Source organism: Parasaccharibacter sp. TMW2.1890, assembly GCF_023337645.1.
Lineage (GTDB): Bacteria > Pseudomonadota > Alphaproteobacteria > Acetobacterales > Acetobacteraceae > Bombella > Bombella apis.
The window spans coordinates 81,285-97,400 of sequence record NZ_NWUV01000003.1 but is presented as its reverse complement, the minus strand read 5'-3'; the positions used below and the strand labels follow the sequence as shown (position 1 = coordinate 97,400).

Annotated in this window: 14 protein-coding genes; 5 read left to right on the top strand and 9 right to left on the bottom strand. The window is 60.6% G+C overall.

Translation table 11 applies throughout. The features are described from left to right. Positions 1–149: 149 nt before the first annotated feature. Both CPA54_RS07120 and CPA54_RS07115 read right to left on the bottom strand, forming a co-directional pair. Positions 150–1,862 carry a copper resistance system multicopper oxidase gene (locus tag CPA54_RS07120; protein WP_249085949.1) on the bottom strand — a complete coding sequence of 571 codons (1,713 nt, stop codon included), beginning with the start codon at positions 1,860–1,862 and terminating at the stop codon, positions 150–152. A 63-nt stretch (positions 1,863–1,925) separates the two neighbouring features. Next, on the bottom strand, positions 1,926–2,318 hold the full coding sequence (locus tag CPA54_RS07115) for a hypothetical protein (protein WP_249085946.1): 393 nt from the start codon (positions 2,316–2,318) through the stop codon (positions 1,926–1,928). Positions 2,319–2,444: 126 nt separating this feature from the next. Here CPA54_RS07115 and CPA54_RS07110 point away from each other — a divergent pair, with 126 nt between their 5' ends. Then, complete coding sequence (locus CPA54_RS07110) at positions 2,445–2,654, top strand: heavy-metal-associated domain-containing protein (protein ID WP_249085944.1); 210 nt, start codon at positions 2,445–2,447, stop codon at positions 2,652–2,654. Between the two features lie 86 nt (positions 2,655–2,740). Here CPA54_RS07110 and CPA54_RS07105 read toward each other — a convergent pair whose 3' ends face one another. Then, complete coding sequence (locus CPA54_RS07105) at positions 2,741–3,043, bottom strand: hypothetical protein (protein WP_152332652.1); 303 nt, start codon at positions 3,041–3,043, stop codon at positions 2,741–2,743. A gap of 346 nt (positions 3,044–3,389) precedes the next feature. On the opposite strand from CPA54_RS07105, the gene CPA54_RS07100 reads away from it, so the two are divergent. Further along, positions 3,390–3,800 carry a hypothetical protein gene (locus tag CPA54_RS07100; RefSeq protein WP_249085942.1) on the top strand — a complete coding sequence of 137 codons (411 nt, stop codon included), beginning with the start codon at positions 3,390–3,392 and terminating at the stop codon, positions 3,798–3,800. Between the two features lie 342 nt (positions 3,801–4,142). Here the strand turns inward: CPA54_RS07100 and CPA54_RS09215 are convergent, their stop codons facing one another. Both CPA54_RS09215 and CPA54_RS07090 read right to left on the bottom strand, forming a co-directional pair. Further along, entirely contained in the window at positions 4,143–6,332 is a 2,190-nt protein-coding gene (locus CPA54_RS09215) for a peptidase domain-containing ABC transporter (protein ID WP_249085940.1), read from the bottom strand. Next, a complete protein-coding gene (locus CPA54_RS07090; RefSeq protein ID WP_081562429.1) occupies positions 6,329–7,729 on the bottom strand; it encodes an HlyD family efflux transporter periplasmic adaptor subunit in 1,401 nt (466 codons plus the stop codon). The genes CPA54_RS09215 and CPA54_RS07090 overlap by 4 nt, the downstream gene beginning before the upstream one ends. Before the next feature lie 214 nt (positions 7,730–7,943). On the opposite strand from CPA54_RS07090, the gene CPA54_RS07085 reads away from it, so the two are divergent. Then, positions 7,944–9,287 (top strand): TolC family outer membrane protein, encoded by a 1,344-nt coding sequence (locus tag CPA54_RS07085; protein WP_043559475.1) that lies wholly within the window; start codon positions 7,944–7,946, stop codon positions 9,285–9,287. Positions 9,288–9,374: 87 nt separating this feature from the next. Continuing rightward, a complete protein-coding gene (locus tag CPA54_RS07080; RefSeq protein ID WP_081847677.1) occupies positions 9,375–10,811 on the top strand; it encodes an MATE family efflux transporter in 1,437 nt (478 codons plus the stop codon). Here the strand turns inward: CPA54_RS07080 and CPA54_RS07075 are convergent. Next, on the bottom strand, positions 10,808–12,754 hold the full coding sequence (locus CPA54_RS07075; RefSeq protein ID WP_249085938.1) for a prolyl oligopeptidase family serine peptidase: 1,947 nt from the start codon (positions 12,752–12,754) through the stop codon (positions 10,808–10,810). The genes CPA54_RS07080 and CPA54_RS07075 overlap by 4 nt on opposite strands. A 112-nt stretch (positions 12,755–12,866) precedes the next feature. On the opposite strand from CPA54_RS07075, the gene CPA54_RS07070 reads away from it, so the two are divergent. Then, the gene (locus CPA54_RS07070; protein ID WP_227449746.1) at positions 12,867–13,571 is read left to right on the top strand and encodes a DedA family protein; all 705 of its coding nucleotides are present in this window, start codon (positions 12,867–12,869) and stop codon (positions 13,569–13,571) included. Between the two features lie 148 nt (positions 13,572–13,719). Here the strand turns inward: CPA54_RS07070 and hemJ are convergent, their stop codons facing one another. The 3 genes from hemJ to hemE all read right to left on the bottom strand — a co-directional run bounded on the left by hemJ (position 13,720) and on the right by hemE (position 15,970). Further along, the gene (gene hemJ, locus CPA54_RS07065) at positions 13,720–14,166 is read right to left on the bottom strand and encodes a protoporphyrinogen oxidase HemJ (RefSeq protein WP_043559109.1); all 447 of its coding nucleotides are present in this window, start codon (positions 14,164–14,166) and stop codon (positions 13,720–13,722) included. Positions 14,167–14,246: 80 nt separating this feature from the next. Continuing rightward, complete coding sequence (locus tag CPA54_RS07060; RefSeq protein WP_081562433.1) at positions 14,247–14,936, bottom strand: HAD family phosphatase; 690 nt, start codon at positions 14,934–14,936, stop codon at positions 14,247–14,249. Beyond that, positions 14,933–15,970 carry a uroporphyrinogen decarboxylase gene (gene hemE, locus CPA54_RS07055; RefSeq protein WP_043559114.1) on the bottom strand — a complete coding sequence of 346 codons (1,038 nt, stop codon included), beginning with the start codon at positions 15,968–15,970 and terminating at the stop codon, positions 14,933–14,935. The genes CPA54_RS07060 and hemE overlap by 4 nt, the downstream gene beginning before the upstream one ends. Positions 15,971–16,116: the final 146 nt, after the last annotated feature.

Here is a 16,116-nt window from a genome sequence, read left to right as displayed (position 1 = left end):
CGACATATCCATATCATCCATGGCCATTCCGGACATGTCATGAGCCATCGTCTGGCCCGGTCGGGCCGATCCAGCCATATCATCCATGGCCTGGGCTGGCAGGGCCAGAAAGCAGGCGACAAGCCCCAGGGGCAGCATGTCTTTTCCCATCATGAGATGACCACCTCCCGGAACATGCCTGTCTGCATGTGATACATGAGATGGCAGTGATAAGCCCACACACCCGGCGCATCCGCCGTGACCAGAACACTCATGCGGGACCCCGGCTGTGAAATGACGGTATGTTTCAGGGGACGGTGCTGGTCATCCGCCCCATTTTCCAGCTCACTCCACAGGCCATGAAGGTGAAGGGGATGTTCCATCATCGTGTCATTGATGACCGTGAACCGGACCCGCTCACCACGGGCCAGATGGATCGGCCCGGATTCGGAATATTTCCGGCCATTGAACCCCCATATGTACCGTTCCATGTTGCCTGTGAGGTGCAGGATGATTTCTCGTGAAGGCGGTCGCTGGTCTGGCGGCGGACGCAACGCCACCAGATCACTGTAGGCCAGAACCCGGCGGCCCGTTCCCTCCAGCCCATCTCCCGGACTGCCGACACGCTCCACCGGATGGGTGGCGATGTTCTGGTTTTCCACATTCAGGGGGGGCGGACCGGGATCATCAATTTCATCCGCCGGAGTCCGCTCCACGGGAGGGGACAGGGGCATGTCCACCATCGCCTTCATGCCCTTCATCATGGGCATGGCCATGCCCATGTCCCCCATCCCCCGCACGGGCCGGGGGTCCATGGGAGGGACAGGCCCCAACAGACCAGGGCGAGGTGTCAGCGTGCCACGGGCATGGCCGGTGCGGTCCTCGCTCTGGGCAAAGATCGTGTAAGGCTGTGCCTGCAACGGCGTCACCATCACGACATATGTTTCCCCTGGAGCAATGCGGAACTCATCCACCGGCACGGGCACGACAGGATTCCCGTCCGCCTCCACAACCTGCATCTCCAGCCCCGGGATGCGGACATCAAACAGCGTCATGGCCGCGGCATTGATGACCCGCAGGCACACACGCTCACCGGGGCGGAACAGGCCGCTCCATCCCTGTGCCGGGGCCTCACCATTCATGAGATAGGTATAGATGGCACCGCTGACATCCGAGATGTCCGTTGCACTCATCCTCATGCGGGACCATTGCAGGCGACTCTTCAGAGCGGGTATCAGCCCTCCAGCCCGGCGGCTTTCCTCCGGCAGGGACGCAAGGCTGCGCTGCCGGAAATTGTAGTAATCATCCTGCATCTTGAGATTGTTGATGATCTGGCTGGCAGACACATCCGACCAATCCGACAGCAGGACCGTATGATCCCTGTCCGCCCTCGGCAGCAGCGAAGCACCAGCTGGCTCGATAATCAGGGCACCATAGAGACCGGATGATTCCTGGTGCCCCATATGGCTGTGATACCAGTATGTCCCACTCTGAAGGACCGGAAAGGAATAGGTGAACCGTCCGCCTGCCGGAATCCCGGCAAAACTCAACCCCGGAACACCATCCTGATCACTTGGCAGGCGGACACCATGCCAGTGCAGGGATGTTGGCTCATCCATGTGATTATGAACGTGGATGCGGACGTCCCGCCCTTCCTGCCAACGCAGAACCGGGCCGGGCATCTGGCCATTGACGCAATATCCTACCCCGGTGCGGCCTGCGATACGGACATTGCGGCGGGTGATGTGCAGGTCCATCTCCAGCGGGGGTGCTGCCCCGGCCGTGGCGGCCGCAGCCCGGCCCAGCCCTGGAAGAGCCATGAGCGGACCAGCTGCGCCCAGCCCGCCCAGAAACTGGCGGCGCAGCAAAACATGACGTGACATGACAAACTACCTGAAAAACGTGACACAGAAATGCCGCCCGGAAACAGGCAGCACAGAGACAGGTCAGACAGGCAGGATTGCTGGAGGGCGCCAGGGAAGCACGACAGCAGAACGCAGCAGCAGCCTGACATCGTGAAACAGGACCGCCCTCTGCCAGAGACCGGCCGGTTCCAGCCTCTGCCCCTCCGGCAACAGGCCGGCTTCACAGACAGCATGGTGACTCTGGCAGCAGGGAGCGATATCCTCTTCCGCATCCGGCCGGGAAGAAACAGCCGCCTCCATCACCATGCCCCCCCCCGGCGGAACCATCACGGCATCAGGAGAAGCGATGTCACGGGCAGGCAGAAGCTGATGCGCAGGCGCGGACATCATCATGCCGTCCACCATGGGCATGGGCATGGGCATGACAAAAGACGGCAGCTGCATCATCAGGTACAGCACCACTCCCGTCATCATGCAAAAAAACCGCCCAACAGACATGAAATGCCTTTTCTCGCTCCGGAACGGACACCAGATCAGGAAGGTTCCTCCCCTGTGGGAAGACAGTCCCCTGCCATCCCTTATCATGAAACGGGATTTTTTATGAGCGAAACCCTCGTCCTCCCTCTCACCGGCCTGAAATGTGATGGCTGTGTCCGCTCTCTGACCCGTGCCCTTGAAGCCTCTCCAGCCATCGAGACGGCCACCGTCACGCTCGACCCGCCACAGGCACACATCATTTTCACTGGCCCCGCCCTCTCCAGGGAAGACTGTGCGCTCCTCATCCAGAAGGCCGGTTTCGGGACGGCCTGAAGAAAAAACCACCGGGGTCCATGGCCCCCCGGTGGTTCTTCAATATCCATGTCACCGCCCTGGACAGGCGGTCATGTCATGGCGGATCAGAAAAGTCCGCCGCCCTTGGGCAACAGGCTGCCTGTCAGGAAGGCCTGCACCGCACCGTCGCGGTAGCCCTGCGTCCCGACATAACCACCGGACAGACCCAGCATTGCGCCCGTCAGGCCACCAACCGTCAGTCCCAGGATCACGCCGACAGCCTCGGCGATCACGCCGACACCGATGACACCGCCCGTACCGTTGGCACCACCATTGGCACCACCCGTGAGACCACCAACGGCTGCGCCGACGATACCATCCACGACGCCGCCAACGAGGCTGTCCGCAAAACCAAGCGAAGCGCGCACAGGAAAAAGACCAGTGCTGCTATTGCTGCTTCCTGAAGAAGCTGTCCCGTCGCGGTAGCCGAAAAGACCACCACCAGATACCGCGCCAAGCTCGTTAAAAGAAAGTTCACGCATCATCCAGAACCTTATCGAAATAACCCGCACCCAACAGCAGATGCGAGTGATACTTAAAAGCAATTAAATTATGTTATAATTATGGTCTAACACTGTAATAATTTTTTTTTATACAATTTTACCGCTTTTCATACTATTTTTCTTCTTTATTCACGTTTTTTTCAAAAAAATAGTACAAGAATACTCCCGGTTCATATCATATGAACCACATTCTTTCTTTTTGAGGTACACAATGCGTGAATTGAGCGTTGCGGAACTGGATTCCGTTTCCGGTGGCGGCTTCCTGGGTAACCTTCTTGGTTTTGGCAACAATCAGGCTGCCAATCAGGCAGCTGGTCGCGGTACATCTTCCGGTCTCGGTGACTCCATCATCGGTGCTATTGCCGGGGCTGCCATTGGCGCAAACAGCGGTATGATCATCGGCGGTATCCATGGTGGTGACGGCGGTGGCGTTCTGGGCATTGGATCTATCGGTCAGGCTGTTGGTCTGGTCGTTCCGACGCTCATGGGGGCTATCAACGGTGGTATCCTTGGTGCGATCTATGGCTTCAGCAATGGCCAGACATGGATCAACCAGCTTATCCAGGGCACGGCCAATGGTACAATTGGCCAGGGTCCGAATGCAGCAGCCATCCGGATCTGATACCAAGTCTTCATCAATGTATCCTTGAAGTCTGAGGAACACCCGTCAAGCCTCCCGGGCTTGGCGGGTGTTTTTTATGACGCCCACCACATTATGTCTGCAAAAGTAACTCACACTCCTCTCTCCATATTCAAGGTTCTTATTAGATCGTTCTGATGATCTGCAGACACTCCGGACGCAGATTCCTAAAAGAACGCGGCCATATTTTGCAATTGATCGCACCCCCCCTCACCAAAGACCAAAAACACAAATAACTTTATCCGCAATAATAAAAAGCGCCTGCCGACATGTGATCATGTCCAATCATCCATCCCCCCCCTCCTGCTTCCCCCGGAACCAGCATCAGTCCGGGCTGGGGCTTGGCAGACCGGTCACGATGGCCGACGTTTCTTTCGCCAGAGTGTCCACGATCTCCTGCGGCAACCCCATGGCAAAAATCCTGTCTGCCCTCTCTGCCGTGCCAGGGCGATGCGTCACGATCACCCTCGTGATGGGCAGTTCATTCAGAACCGCCTCCACAGCCTGCTCGGAAGCAGGATCAAGGTTGCTGGTCGCTTCATCAAGGAAAAGGATGCGAGGGGCCTGATACAGCGCCCGGGCCAGAATCAGGCGCTGCCTCTGCCCACCAGAAAGCGTGCTGCCCATCTCGCCCACAATGGTTTCAAAGGTCATCGGCATTCGCTGGATGTCCTCATATATCTGTGCATTCCTTGCACAGTCGGCCACCCATTCCATATCCATCTCATCGTCAAAGCCGGAAATATTTTCCGCAATGCTGCCAGAGAAAAGAATGTCATCCTGAAGAACACCGGCAATCCGGGCGCGGTAAGCGTCCCTGTTGGCGGCCTTCAGCTCCATGCCTTTCCAGAATATCTGGCCCTCTTCCGGCTGGATGAGCCCCATCAGCAGCCCCAGGAGGGTGGATTTGCCACAGCCGGACGGACCGATGATCGCCAGGCTCTCTCCGGGATGGACCTTGAGATTCAGGTTGCGGAAAACCCACGCATCTTCCTTGCCATACCGGTAGCCAAGATTGCGACATTCCAGCATGGGAATGTCCGGATTCTCCATGCCGTCATCATCGGAAACACCCGCCGTTTCGCCCAGCGGACTGTCTGCTTCGTTCCCTTCAGCCTCGGCCAGAGCAATGTCGGACAGACGGTCACACTGGACCTTGAGGTTCTTGATCTTGAACACGACGCTGATCAGATTGCCCACCCGGCCACAGAACTGGTCACGATAGCTCATGAAGGCCATGAGCATACCGATGGACATGGCACCGGACATCACCATCCTGGCCCCCAGCACAAGGGTTGCCACCTTGTCCAGAGCGACCAGGAATTCCTGTGCACGGGCAAAAATGAGATCATACCGCTGGATACGCAGCCCGGCATTGATGTTGTCAATCATCCGGTTGGTCCAGACAACCGTCCGGCGCCGCTGCAACCCCATCAGCTTGATGCTGCGGATACCCCGCAGGGTTTCGATGAAATGCCCCTGCTGTGCAGCCGAATGAACCAGCGATTCCTCGGTCATTTCCTTGTACGGACCATACTGGATGAACCGCACGACCAGATCCACCAGCACGGTGATGGTCACCAGCGCTGCCAGCCATTTGCCGTACATGATGATCATCACCAGCATACCGATAGCCATGATGCCATCCAGAATGCTCTGCACCAGATCCGTCGTGAAGGTATGCTGGATGGCCCCGAGACTGCCAAAGCGGGACATGATGTCACCGGCCCCACGCTTGGCAAAAAAGTCCTGCGGAAGGCTGAGCAGGTGGGTGAACAGGCTGACATTCCACTGCAGGGAAATGCGGGTGGAGAAAATCATCACCAGCCATGTGCGGAAGGTAGAGATCACACCCTGCACGATGACGAGAATGAGCATCCCGGCAGCGATGGTCCAGAGAAGGGACTTGTCCCCCGTTGTCAGCACTTCATCAATGACGACCTGCCCCAGCATGGGGTTGATCAGGGCCAGGACTTCCAGCCCCAGGGACAGCCCTCCAAGGGTCCAGAGGACCGTCTTCAGCCCCACGATGTGGCGGAACATGTCCCCCACCTTCAACAGGCGGCGGTCATCCTTCTTCTCGAACTTCGTCTCAGGCGTCAGCTCCAGCGCCACACCCGTAAAGTGGCGGGACACTTCCTCAAGGGATATCTTCCGTTCACCACGGGCCGGGTCATTGATGACGATACCGGTATCCGTCACCTTCGTCATGACAACGAAATGATTGAAGTCCCAGTGCAGGATGCAAGGACGGGCCAGCTTGCCAAGGTCGTCCAGCTCCAGCCGGACAGGCCGGCAGTGCAGCCCGTAACGTCCGGCAATTGTCATCAGGGCCCGCAGGTTGAGCCCCGTACCGGAGACAGACGTCTCCCGCCTGATGGAAACAAGGTCAACCAGCCGCCCATAATGGCACAGCACCATGGCCAGACAGGCCAGTCCGCACTCTGCAATTTCTGTCTGAAGGATGACGGGAACCTTACGCCGGAAACCAGTATGGATAGTATGGAGATTCACGGCGTCCCCTTCGTGTCATTCTGTCTGGATGGAGCAGGTGAGGGCGTATCCGGCTGGGCGGCACTATCGGCCAGGGACCGTGCCGGTGCACCACCACCCGATATGGAGCGGACCGTATCCACCATGGATACGACCGGGTCGAGCAGCCACTGGTAGAGTTTGCGCTGGTCGATGGCGATTTCGGCATCCACGGCCATGCCGGGCTTCAGTTTTTCATGCTTGCCATAAGCAATGACGAATTCCTGGTTCGGACGGACACGGATACGGTACACATCCGCCCCCGGCTGGGGCGCAGAAGCACTGCCACCCTGCTGCCCTGTCCGGGCAGCGTAGTTGCTCCGCTCCGGCAGAGGCGCCTTGGTAACCTCCACCACTTCGCCCTCATAAAGACCAAAACGCTGGTACGGATAGGCAGCATATTTCAGCAGAACATGCTGCCCGGGCCGAACAAACCCTATGGCCTGGCTGTTCACGTAAAGTTCTGCCTGCAGGGTCGCCCTGTCGGGCAGGATGCTCAGCAGGGACTGCCCCGGATTGACACGCTGGCCTACAACCGTGCGGATACCATCAACCGTACCGCTCACACGGGCATTGATGACCCCCATGCTCTGCCCATGCGCCTGGATGAGCTGCCTCTGCACGTCCGAAAGGCGGACAGCGAGATCATTCATGTCCTCGGCCACCTTGTACTGGTGCCGGTTGATCCGGTACTGAAGATCCGCCATATGCCCGTTCATCTCAACCAGCGTCCGCAATGTCTGGGACTGCGTGTCCATGAACTGCACATAGCTGAACAGCTGACTCTGAAACTGCGTTTCCGTCACGAGGTGGCGGTCCATGGCTGTCCGCATCTCATTCATGGCCCGCTCGATCAACGGCAGGGACTTCTTGTCCCGTCCTGACTGCTCCTGCAACATGCCATACTGCTGACGCAGGGACTCCAGCTCATCCTTCAGGGAGGAGAGCTCCACGGGCGCATCAGCAGCGAGCAGATTCTGGCGATGTTCCAGCAGGTCCTTCTGTCGGCGCAGCCCTTCGACAAGCTGCTGCCCGGTGGCCCCATCCTCCGACCAGCTGGAAACATCCACGCTGAAGAGCCGTTCCCCCGCCGCAACATGATCGCCCTCATGAATGTGGATGGCCGCAACGACACCACCCTGATCTGCCTCCGCAACGACCAGCCCCTCTGGTGGCAGCATGACACCATTGGCATGGATGCGCCGCGTATAAGACCCGAAAAAAACGTAAATCCCCACACAGATAACGAGCGCCACCGTACAGAGCGCTGCAATTTTACCCGAGAGAGGCTCGATCAACTGGACGGAGCCGATCCACGCCTCCTGCCGCCATTTCAGGGCCTCCCCCCTGAAAAGCGGGCTTGCTGAGTCTTCCGCCATACACCACACAGTACAGTTAAACAAAACGATAAGGAAATATTAATAATTTTCAGGAATAATACTATAGTGGTCCACAAAACAAGCAAGTCGTTAAATGGCTAATGCTTTATTAATTTAGGGTTAATGACTTATGTATCTTTTCTTTTGCTTGCCAGAGAAAAGACACGCCTTTCGTCTGATAGCGTCCATCGGGCTCTTTTCGCCGCTTCCTGCCATGGCGGCAGACCCGGACCCTGCTCCTGCGCCCGTCACGCATCTCTCCCTGCCGGAAGCCATGGCCATTGCCTATCGCTCCAACCCGCAGATACTCCGTGAGCAGGCCATATTGCGGCAGACTGATGAATCCATGCCGGAGGCCCTGTCCGGATGGCGGCCCACCGTGAGCGGAAGTGCGACCGCCAACTACAACGAGTCCAACTACGTCACCTTCCCGTATGGCGGGAGCTTCCGGTACAATCAGAAATTCAGGGCCCCCGGCTATGCAGCGGGCGTGACCATCACCGAGCCCATCTTCCGCGGAGGCAAGACATGGGCTTCCATGCACAAGGCCCGCAGCTCCATCCTCGGGGAACGGGCACACCTTGTGGACATCGAGCAGCAGCTCTTCGTCAATGTTGTTTCCGCCTATGTTGCCGTCACACAGGCCCGGGCCCTGCTGACCCTGACACGGGAAAATGAACACACGCTGGAAGGGCAGGTCCAGCTGACTACACGACAGCTTGCCCTGAACCAGGCCACCCGCACCGATGCCCTCCAGGCGGAATCACAGTTTGAGGCAGCACAGGCCTCCACCCGTCAGGCCGAGGGACAGGTCCGCGTGGCAGAGGCAACGTTCCAGCGTGTCATAGGTATCATTCCGCCAGAGAAACTGTCTCCAGCGGAGCGGCTTCCGTCCCCTTTCGTTTCGGAGGCGCAAATAAACCAGCTGGCCATCAATGACCTTCCCCAGGTCATGCAGGCCCAGTACCAGCTGGAATCAGCAAAACATGATGTCCGGCTGGCCATCGCCGACCTGCTGCCCCAGATATCCGCCCAGGCCTCCTACCAGAGGCAGGTGAACCAGGGGAACGGCAAATTCTCGGAAGACGCCACAGCCGTGATGCTTCAGGCCTCTCTTCCGCTCTATCAGGGCGGTGCGGAATATGCCCGCATCCGTGCCGCCAAGCAGGCCGTTGATGCAGCTCTCCACAATCTGGCCGAACAGCGGCGTGAGGCCCGCGAGAATGCCATGAGCGCCTGGCAGAAACTGACAGCCGACAGCGACCAGCTCGCCCGCAACCAGAAAGCCGTCGCCACCGGTGTGGAGGCCCTCCATGCCATCCAGCAGCAGGAACTGCTGGGCGTACGGACCACCTTTGAAGTTCTCCAGCAGCAGGAACTGCTCTTCGACCAGCAGAAAACCCTCGTCCAGAATGCAGCCAACCTGATTGAGGATTCCTACCATCTGGCCGCTGCGACAGGCCATCTGACAGCCAAAGAGCTCAACCTGCACGTCTCCCTGTATGACCCGCGCGCCCATTACCATCAGGTGAAATGGAAACTCATCGGAATGGAGTAAGTCTCCTCCCCCAGACATGGCAGACACGCTGCTTTCCTTTCATTCTGCACTGGCCCTGCCCCGGCAAACAGGGCAGAATGAAGAGCCATGCAGCCGAAGCCTGATCCTACCCTCACCCCGGTTTCTTCCCCCGTCACTCCTGCCGGGGGCAAGGAGTCCCCCTGCGCCCGGCAGAGAGCCAGACGGGCCAGATTCGTACATGGCAGCATCATGCGCCATGTCGTCACCATGGCCGGGACAGGCGCCATCGGGCTGATGGCCGTCTTTTTCGTGGACCTGCTCAATTTCTTCTACATCTCACACCTGCATGACCCGACGCTGACAGCGGCCATCGCCTTCGCCACCTCTCTGGGGTTCGTGCAGGTGGCCGTCTCTCTGGGCATGTCCATCGGGCTGGGAGCCAGCACCGGCCGGCTTATCGGGGCCTGCCGCCATTTCCGGGCCAGACGGCAGGCTTCCGCCTTTCTGGTGCTCATGCTCGCTGTCACCAGCACGCTGGGATTGATCACGGCCTTTCTGGCCCGCCCCCTGCTGGCCCTGCTCGGCGCCCATGGTGCAGCGCTGGAACACGCCACGCATTTTCTCTACATCACCTCCCCCGCCCTGCCGCTGGTCTGCCTCGGCATGGCTCTCTCCTCCCTGCTGCGGGCCGTGGGGGATGCCAGAAGTGCCATGCGGGTCACCCTGACAGGGGCCGCCTGCACGGTCATCGTGGACCCCATCCTGATCTTTGGCCTGCATCTGGGGCTGGAAGGGGCGGCCATCAGCACGGTCCTGTCCCGCTGTGTCATCTCTCTCAGCGGGTTCCTCAATCTCCGGGGGCATGACATGCTGGAGCGGCCCCGCCTGAGGACGATCCCCAATGCCAGCCGGGCCATAGGGGCCATTGCCCTGCCCGCCATCGGCACCAACATGGCCACCCCTATCGGAAATCTCATCGTCACGCACGCCATGTCCCGTTTCGGGCTGGAGGCCGTCTCCGGGCAGGCCGTGGTGGACCGCATGGTGCCGGTCGCCTTTGCCTTCGTCTTTGCCCTGACAGGCTCCGTCGGCCCCATCATGGCCCAGAATCTGGGAGCACGGCAGCCGGACCGGGTGAAAGAGACCTTTCTCTGCGCCCTCAAGCTCACGGCCCTCTGTGTCGGGCTGGACTGGCTGGTCTTTGCCCTTGGCGAGCCGCTGATCCTCCAGATATTCCATGTCCAGGGCACGGGGGTGGAGCTGGTACGGCTCTTCTGCCACTGGGCCGTGGCCAGCTACATGTTTGTCGGGCTGCTCTTCGTCTCCAACACGGCTTTCAACAATCTGGGGCACCCCCTCTACTCCACAGCTTTCAACTGGAGCAGGGCCACAGTGGGGACCATTCCCTTCATAGCCATCGGCATCCATTACGGGCCCAAAGGGGTGATGATCGGTCAGGCCCTGGGCGTCACGCTTATCGGCTCACTGGCCCTTGTCGCTGCCCTCACCGTCATCCACCGCCTCGGCCAGACGCTGCCCCAGCGGAAGGGGAAAATGCGCTAGCCTCTCCTGCCAGCGAACACGTCCCGGTAGAAAGCCAGCTCCCGGGCAAGGGAATCCGCAATCACCCCGGCATCCCGGAAGCCGTGCCCTTCACCCGGATAGACATGCAGCGACGAGGCCGGAAGCTGCTTCTGCAAAGCCTGCCCCTGAGACAGCGGCACGACACGGTCTGCATCCCCATGAAGGAACAGGACGGGAGCCGTGATCTTCTCCGGCCATGACAGGGGAGACCGGGCCAGATACACGGCCTCCTCCTCCGGCCACGGCGCCACGAGACCATCCAGATACCGGGCCTCGAAACGGTGAGTCTCCTCGGCCAGAGCCCGAAGGTCCGTCACGCCATAAAGCGATGTGCCCGCCACGAACAGGTCGGACCGGGCCAGAGCGGAAAGGACCGTCAGCCCCCCGGCACTGCTGCCCCGGATGACACAGCGTTGCGGGTCCACCAGCCCCTGCTCGATCACCCCCTGAACGGCCCGGCAGCAGTCCTGCACGTCCAGCACGCCCCACTGGCCATCCAGTGCCGCCCGATAGGCCCGGCCAAAACCGGTGGACCCACGATAATTGACATCCAGCACCGCAAAGCCCCGGGATGTCCACCACTGGACCTTGAAGGACAGGTCCGTCCGGGCCTGCCCGGTCGGCCCTCCATGAACGATCACCACAAGAGGGGGCTTTCCCGCCACCTTTTCACAGTGCGGCCCCCGGGCGGGAGGGTAGAACTGGGCATGGAGCGGCCCCGGCCCGTTCTCCACGGGAAAGGACAGCGTCTCCGGCAGGGCGATGTCCGCCGCAACCACATGAGGCGGCATCTCCCAGGCCCTGCGGATGACCTCCCGGTCTTCCGCACCTCCGTCCAGCGTGCCGAGCATCAGGGCAGGGGGACCATCCGGCGGGCTGTTCAGCCATGCAAAGCGTGAGCCTCCCTCCAGCGGCACGGGAACATCATCCGGCACGGCCCCTGCCAGCACGTCCCGCCAGCCTGAAGCCGGTTCATGCAGCAGGGTTACCGGCACGCCCTGCCGCACACCACGGGCCAGCAGCCGCCCCCCCGGCAGGGCCGCACAGCAGGACTGCCCGAACACCCAGGCAGGCAGCCCCACCTCGGCCGGAGCCGGGGGCAGGGGACAGGCCCGCCATGCCGTGCCGCCCCCGGTGATGTCTTCCGGCTCGAAAGCAACCGGCGTCCAGTGCCGGTCAGACTCAGGCAAGGCACCAGCCGGAGCGGCATCGGACAGCGCATGAAGCCGCCGCCCATCCCAGAACGGCCCCATGACGCTACAGTCCTGCCCCGTTCCACCAGTCAGGCAGACCGTCCCGCCCGCACCGGACAGGTCCGTCACATACAGGCCCGTTTCCGTCCACGGCATATGCGGATTCTGCCATGCGATGAAGGCCAGAAACCGCCCATCAGGTGAAAGCCGGGGCGACATGTAAAAATCCGCCCCACTCTGGAGGGAGTGGAGCCGCCCCTGTGCATCAACCTCCACAAGGTCGGCCTTTTCCTCCCCGGAGGGCGTTTCCACTTCCCGCACGCAGACGAGCCGTCCGTCCTGAAGGGACAGGTCCGCATAACGGCATGTCACGCCATCATCACCGGCAGCCGGGCAGAGCGGTTGGGCAGCCTGACCGTTGCGGCTCCGCCAGAGGCCACCCTGCCTGCTGTCGCTGAACAGCACGACCATGTCCGACCCATGACGTTCCGCAGCCCAGGCCCCACCACCATAGACATGCATGTCCGTACCCACCTGGGCCTCTGGTGGGGTGAGATCGTGCAGGGTGCCATCCGGCGCACGCCCAACCACGACACTGCGGCCCTGTTCATCCGGCCGCCGCTCCAGCCAGAGCACCCATCCCGCCACGGCCCTAATCTCCGACAGGCTGCGTGTCCGGCGTGTCATCAGCTCCGGCGTGACCCAGGGCAGGGAAGGGGCTGCTGTCATGATGTCTCTCCTGCAAAAAACGTTCTTGCCTTATTTCTGCCTACCCCAGTATTCTGACAGGAGAAAGCACTGGCAGGCCGTTGCTGGACCGGGTTTCTTCTGACTGGACTTGGTGCGGCGCAGTGCCCCCTTTCTAGAGGAAGCCCATCCCCTGATACAGCATCTCTCCGCCTTTCTTGAGCATCTCCCCCCGCTTTATGCCTATCTGACACTAGGGTTTATCATTCTGCTGGAAAGCACGGGGATTCCCCTGCCAGCCGAGAGCCTGCTCATCTTCGCCTCCCTCTATGCCTCCCACACGCACCACTTCACACCGGAGGGGCTGATCATCGCCGCTGTCAGCGGGGCCATCATCGGGGACAATGTCGGATACCTCATCGGCCATCAGCTCGGTTATCATCTGCTGGAAAAACACGGGCGCAAAATCGGCCTGCACAAGGACCGCCTCACCCTTGGCCGCTATCTCTTCCGCCGGTTTGGCGGAGCGGGCGTGCTGCTGGGCCGTTTCATCGCTTTCCTGCGCATTCTCATCGCCCTCCTCGCCGGGGCCTCCCGGATGCCCTGGCTGCCCTTCTCAATTTACAATGCCCTTGGCGGGCTGCTCTGGGGAACATGCTATGTTCTCGTCCCCTACGAACTGGGCAGCCAGATCGACAGCTTTACGGGGCCTCTCGGCATCGGGCTTGCCGTTGTCATGCTGGCAGTGCTGGGCGGGTCGTTCCTTTTTCTCCGCCACCACGAACATGCCCTCATCAGGAAAGCCCTTGCCGATGAGAAACGGCGTGAGGCCAGAAAGAAACGGGCGCATCAGCACTGATCGGGCAGGAGACGTTTCCTGCCCGTGACCATCGTGGGTCTCCTGCCGCTTTGCACTGTCTTCTGCCTGAAGAGCCAGCCGGAAGAGAACAGATACGGCTTCTGCCCTCATTCCCACTGAAGCCTGAGGGAGGGGAATCCCCCTCCCTTTATGGGCGCACCACGATCATGATGACGATGAGGACCATCAGGATGGTCGGAATCTCATTGGCAATGCGATAGAAACGCTCACCATGCCGGTTACGCCCGGCAGCAAAATCACGGCGCCAGACAGAGCAGGCCCCGTGGAACATGAACATGCCCAACAGGCAGAAAACCTTGACCCACCACCAACCGGAGGACCAGCTCACCACCCCCGGGAGAGAGGCCATCAGAGCACCGGTAAAAAAGGTCACAATCATGGCCGGTGCCATGATCTGCTTCTGAAGGCGACGCTCCATCAGGCTGAAACGGGTACTTTCCTCAGAGCCTGCTTTTATCTGCGTATGATAGACGAACAGCCGGGGCAGATAGAACAGTCCTGCCATCCATGACACGAAAGCCATGATGTGCAGTGAGACAAACCAGTTCAGATGCTTCAGCAGAAACAGTGCCATAATCCCGTTACCTTCCGTTCTTCCCGCCTCCATCATGGGGCGGTCTTCCCGCACATCAGGCAGCCTCTCCGGCTGTCATGTCATTTCCGGGCCAGAGCCGCCTCAAGAAGGGGCATGACCTCATCGAGATGCTCCACCCGCACGAATCCCTCCACGGGCCAGAAGCCCGGCAGGGGATGGGATGCCGGACGCAGCAGGATGCAGGACATGCCGGCCCGGCGGGCTGCTTCCGCCCCCGTGTCACTGTCCTCGATCACCACCGTTTCCTCCGGCCGGACACCTTCCACCTCGGCCCCATGCAGATAGACGGCCGGGTCCGGTTTGGGATGCCCCATATCGGCAGCCGAATGGATGCGGGCCTCCGGCAGGAGGCGATCCATCCCGGTAAAACCGAATTTTGCCTCCATCTCCGCCATGGATGAGTTGGAGCCGACACGGACAGGAACATGCCGTGCCGCCAGAGCCTCCAGCAGGGGAACGGCCCCAGCCACGGGTTCCGTACCTTCCTTCATGAGCCTGACAAGATTGTCCCGCATTTTCGTGTGGGTGCCCGGGGGCAGGGGATGGCCCAGCTCCGCCTCCAGCTCCTTCACTACCTGCGGCAGGGCCTTGCCCGCAAAGCGGGCCAGCCCTTCCTCATCGGAAATGTTCAGGCCCAGCGAGCGGGCAAACCCCGCCGTCGCCCGGCAGGATGGCCCTTCACTGTCAATCAGCACGCCATCACAATCAAAAATGACCAGCTTCAGCCCTGGCCGTAATGCGTTTTTCATGACTGGATGTCCCTGATCGTCTCAACCAGCGTGGCCACATGCTCCGGCGGCGTGGTCTTGATGACACCATGTCCCAGATTGAACACATGTGGCCGCCCCCTGAGGCTGTCCCGGATGCGGCGGGCTTCTGCCTTCAGGGCCTCGCCACCATTCAGCAGGATCATCGGGTCGAGATTGCCCTGGAGGGTCACTGTCTCGGGCACCATTTCAGCCACCTTGGCCATGTCCGCCACCGTATCGAGGGCCAGGGCATTGATGCCGGTCTTCCCGGCATATTCCGCCACCATGACACCGCCCAGACGGGGGAAGCCGATCAGCGGCACGTCAGGATGGCGGGCACGGATATGGGCGACGATCTGCCGTGTCGGCTCGATCACATGACGGCGGAAAGCCTCCGGCGGCAGGATACCCCCCCAGGAATCGAACAGCATGACTGCTTCCGCTCCGGCCTCGATCTGGCCGCACAGCATCTCTGCCGTATTGCGGGTCAGACTCTCCATCAGCCTGTCGAACAGGGCCGGATTCTTCTGCATCATCGCCCGGATATGGGCGAAATCACGGGAGCTGCCTCCTTCGACCATGTAGCAGGCCACCGTAAAGGGGCTGCCCGCAAAGCCGAGCAGGGTCGTCTCCTCCGGCAGTTCCACACGCAGGCGGCGCAGGGCCTCCCGCACGGGGGCCACCGCTTCCATCATCCGGCCTTCATCCAGCCGGGCAAGGTCAGACTCGCTGCGGATGGGCGTCATCACCGGGCCACGCCCTTCCTCAAAGCGCAGGTCCTGCCCCATGGCCCAGGGGAGGATGAGGATGTCCGAAAACAGGATCGCTCCATCCATGCCATAGCGACGGATGGGTTGCAGGGTCAGCTCCACAGCGATATCGGGCGTCATGCAGCGTGTGATGAAGTCCGCCTGCTCCCGCATGGCCCGGAACTCCGGCAGGTAACGCCCTGCCTGTCGCATCAGCCAGACAGGCGGCGGCCAGACGGCCTCGCCCCGCAAGGCCCGCAGAAGCGGCTTGCCCTGTTTGTCCATCCCTGAAGGAACTGCTCTGTCCTGCTGTGTCATGCCTGCGCCTTGTCCAACATCCCGAAAAAAGGGAAGGGAAGATACCCCCTCCCACGGCCATAGCCATGATGGCACCCATACGGCTATCCTTGCCCCGCTGGGGCGGAAGGCGT